We start from the raw sequence: 4,265 nt of genomic DNA, 5'->3' as shown, positions 1-4,265 counted from the left end.
GGTGCAACTGGGGTAACGGGTGATACAGGAGCTACCGGAGTTACTGGAGCCACAGGAGCAACTGGGGTAACGGGTGCAACAGGAGCGACCGGTGCAACCGGAGCAACTGGAGTAACTGGAGTAACCGGTGCAACAGGCGCCACCGGAGTCACAGGTACAGGAGCCACCGGCGCCACCGGTCCAACAGGAGTGACAGGTTCAAGTGCGATCATTCCGTTTGCTTCAGGTACACCTGCTGTCCTGACAACAATTGCAGGCGGTCTTGTTGGAACATCCAGCTTGATCGGATTTGGTAACTCAGCGACAGGTGTCAGTATTTTAGGCGGAGTGATTGATTTAACCGGCGCTGCAGGCACTTTACTCAACATGGCGTTCTCAGTTCCTAGAGCCGGAACAATCACATCATTTGCTGGCTATTTCAGTACGACAGCTGCTCTTTCTTTGCTTGGCACAAGTATTACGGTCACAGCTAGTTTGTTTGCTTCACCGACACCAAATAACAGTTTCACTCAAGTAGCGAGTGTCACTTTAGCACCAGCTTTAACCGGTGTTTTAACGCTGGGTGCGATCGCAAATGGTATTGCGACTGGTCTAAATGTACCAGTCACACCGGAAACACGATTGCTTGTTGTATTCTCCGCATCAGCTACAGGTCTTTCCTTAGTGAATACCGTAGCAGGCTATGCGAGTGCGGGTTTATCAATCACGTAATAGGCATACAGGGACGACTCGATGCCTGAGTCGTCCTTTTTTGTTTGAAATAATTTTCTCTTAACTTAGTCAGAAAAAATGATATCATTTTCTTAGAGTCTATTCGGGTGAATCTACTGAATTAGGGGTTGTAGCGGTGAGGATGGGCAAAAGGAAAGTGACTTTACAAACGAAAATTTTGGGGTTAATTATCGGGCTTTTGCTTGTTGTCATTGCGTTATTAACCATTTGTTTTGGTTTTCTGCAGACATCAGAAAGGCAGGGACAAGCTGAACAGCTGGCGGTGCAGACCGCTAGAACGATATCATATATGCCGCCCATTAAAGCATCGGTGGCTCTATCAGCGTCCCAAAATGAAGAACAGGCAGTGCTTGAGCAAATGAAGGAGCAAGTAAGAGCACATGCCATCTTCATTACCAATCGAAAAGGAAAGGTCCTTGTTCATACGAATCATGAGGACGTAGGAAAAACCATCAGTGTATCGGAAGGAAGAAGTACCCTCTTATTTGGAGGAACTTCCATATCAACTGATGATTCTAATGGTGAAACCGTTGTCAGAGGCAGTGCACCCATTATGAAAGAAACAGAAGGGCATGAAGAAATTATCGGCACAGTCACCGTCGAATTTTTAAAAAAGGAAATTGATCAAGCGACAGCTCATCAGCTATTCAAGCTTAGCTATATTGCACTTCTCGTGCTTTTGCCTGGCATATTCGGTGCGATTTTTTTAACGAAGAGTATTCGCAAAGATACATTAGGGCTTGAGCCGCATGAAATAGCTTCGTTGTATCGAGAAAGAGAAGCGATGCTGCTCGCTATAAAAGAAGGGATCATTGCGTTTGACCAGAAAGGCGCGATTACGATGATGAATACATCAGCTGAGCACATGCTGCGCGTCTCATCAAAGCTGCCACTTCATATTGATCAAGTCTTGCCAAATGCCAAACTTCTTCTCTATTTAAAGGCAGAGACGATTGAACCTAACATCGAAACCGTCGTCAATGATAAAACCTATGTCTTAAATGTGAAAAAAGTAATGCAGGATCATCGAGTATTCGGAGGGATTGTGAGCTTCAGAGAGAAAACAGAGCTGACGAAGCTGCTGGATACATTAACAGAGGTCAGCCAATATTCAGAAGACCTAAGGGCACAAACGCACGAATTCTCAAATAAGCTGTACGCCATCTTAGGCCTGCTTGAGCTGAATCAAGTCGATGAAGCCATCGACCTAATTAAAGAAGAATATCATCTGCAAAACCGTCAGCACGATTTACTCATGAAGCAGATTCGGTCTCCTAAAATACAAGCCATCTTACTTGGCAAGTTAGGGAAAGCATCAGAGAAGAAAGTCCATTTCCACATTGATGAAAATAGCTCACTTGAGCCGCTCCCAGCTCATTTAAGTCTATCTCACTTTATCACCATCATTGGCAATCTCGTAGACAATGCTTTTGAAGCTGTATTAAATAAGGAGAAGCGCGAGGTAGACCTATTCATCACAGATATTGGGTTTGATATTATCATAGAAGTGTCAGATTCAGGTGATGGAGTGAATGAAGAGGAACTGTCACAGATTTTCACAAGAGGCCATTCGTCAAAGGGAGAAGGACGAGGCTACGGGCTTGCGAATGTGAAAGAAGTATTGGACGAGCTTGGGGGCTGGATTGAAGTTGCGAACCAAAAAGAAGGCGGTGCCATCTTCACTGTATACATACCGAAAGGCACAAAGGGGGAATAGATGGTGATTAAGGTACTCATTGCGGAGGATGATTTTCGAATCGCTGCCATTCATGAATCTTATATACAAAAGATAGAAGGATTTAAGGTCGCCGGAAAGGCAAAGAGTGCAAAGGATATGTGGGAGGCGCTCCAAAGGGAACAAGTTGATCTCATTTTGCTTGATGTCTATATGCCTGATGAACTCGGCACAAACTTGCTGCCGCTTTTAAGAGAACGCTGTCCTGAAGTAGATGTGATCATTATCACGGCTGCAACGGAAACGACGCTTTTAAGAGATGCGCTTCATTACGGAGTGGTTCATTATTTAATCAAACCGGTGACCGCACAAAAGTTTGCACAAGTTTTAACCGAATATAAAGAGAAGAAAGACATCATCAATTCAAAGGATGAAGTCAATCAAACGATGATTGATTTGTTTTTTGGGCAGATGCAGGAAGAGCCAAAACAAAGGGATGACAGAGATCTCCCCACAGGCATCAATTCACTGACCTTGGACAAAGTGAAAACATTGATGACATCAGAGAATAGCGGAATTACAGCAGAAGAACTCGGGGAAAAGATGGGCGCATCACGTACAACTGCGAGACGGTACGTAGAGTATCTCGTGACAACAGGGGAATGCCGGGCAGAGCTTGCATACGGAATCATTGGCAGACCTGAACGTAAATATTACCCTGCCAAACAAGCGGAGTCTTAAAAGATGAAAAAAGGAATACTTTTTGTGATCGTGCTCTGCCTTTGTATGACACTCACCTTCAATGAAAAAAAAGCCGGAGACTCTTTCCTACAGCAAAGCTCCTTATATATTGTGGTGTCGGGTGTACCAGATGGAGGATTTGACCAAACGGCTCAGGTGATGAAATCAGTGCTTGAACAAGAGAAACTGGTGAACCGGCCTGTGAACATTCTTTATCAAAGAGGCGGAACGGTGGATAAAGGATGGACATACATGATGGAGCGAGAAGCCAACTATATCAGTTTAAATTCAAGCTTATTGTTAAGCCGTAATTTACTTGGCAGCAGTAACGTGACGATGAATGATGTGACACCGCTGGCAATCCTTGCAGAAGAGTGGCAGGTCGTCGCAGTCCCGATGGATTCTCCTTTTGCAAATGGGAAGGAGCTGTTACACGCCCTCAAGAAAAAACCAGATTCCTTAAAAATTGGGTTTGCCCCTGACTTTGGAAATGATGATCAAATCTCATTCGCCCGGGCAGCAGAAATGGCAGGGATTGATCCCTATCGCATTCAATTTTTGAAATTTGACAGTGCAGATGATTTATTTCAGGCGCTCATCAACCATGAAGTGGATGCAGCAACGACTACCATTACAGAGGTTCGTCATGATTATGAAAAAAAGAGGCTGAAGCTCGTAGCGACGACAACCAGCCAGCGCTTAGATGGATTTGAAGATGTGCCGACATGGAAAGAGCAGGGCATTCCGCTCATCTTCTCCCATTGGCGCGGTGTGATGGGCTCTAAACAAATGAGTCAGCATGACATTCGTGAATGGGATCAGCTTCTTCAAAAAATGACGGAAACGAAGTCCTGGAAAAAGCGATTAAAGCAAAAGGGCTGGACAAGTCGTTATATGAACAGCAAAGAGGCAAAGATCTTTATGGAAGATCAATTAAGGCAATATGAGCAATTGATACAAGGAGAACAAGCGGTCGAGTGAGACCGCTTCCAGCGTGTAGCCAAACCCTTGCATTCGTTGTCATTCCTGCGTGCCGGTGTTCACGAATCTATATTCGCTCCGCTCCAGTACTCATCCTTCCTAGACTTCGAAGGTTTTCTATCACGCTGAAAAGAAG

Annotated in this window: 4 protein-coding genes; all 4 read left to right on the top strand. The window is 44.8% G+C overall.

Annotated elements, in window-relative coordinates:
• Positions 1–711: exosporium glycoprotein BclB-related protein (locus AWT60_RS17850; protein WP_306299204.1), on the top strand; the 711-nt coding region annotated here is incomplete at its 5' end.
• Positions 712–853: 142 nt separating this feature from the next.
• A complete protein-coding gene (locus AWT60_RS17845) occupies positions 854–2,449 on the top strand; it encodes a sensor histidine kinase (protein ID WP_041106267.1) in 1,596 nt (531 codons plus the stop codon).
• A gap of 3 nt (positions 2,450–2,452) precedes the next feature.
• Positions 2,453–3,148, top strand: coding sequence for a response regulator (locus AWT60_RS17840; protein ID WP_056767862.1), 696 nt, complete (start codon positions 2,453–2,455; stop codon positions 3,146–3,148).
• Positions 3,149–3,151: 3 nt separating this feature from the next.
• A complete protein-coding gene (locus tag AWT60_RS17835; RefSeq protein ID WP_056767649.1) occupies positions 3,152–4,129 on the top strand; it encodes a tripartite tricarboxylate transporter substrate-binding protein in 978 nt (325 codons plus the stop codon).
• Positions 4,130–4,265: the final 136 nt, after the last annotated feature.

The organism is Bacillus sp. F2HM (genome assembly GCF_019266135.1).
Lineage (GTDB): Bacteria > Bacillota > Bacilli > Bacillales > Bacillaceae > Bacillus > Bacillus safensis.
This window is presented reverse-complemented; position numbering and strand designations above follow the sequence as displayed.

Bases quoted from the DNA above. Each gene is read 5' to 3' on its own strand.
- AWT60_RS17835 (WP_056767649.1), top strand. From the start codon at position 3,152: ATGAAAAAAGGAATACTTTTTGTGATCGTGCTCTGCCTTTGTATGACA.
- AWT60_RS17845 (WP_041106267.1), top strand. From the start codon at position 854: ATGGGCAAAAGGAAAGTGACTTTACAAACGAAAATTTTGGGGTTAATT.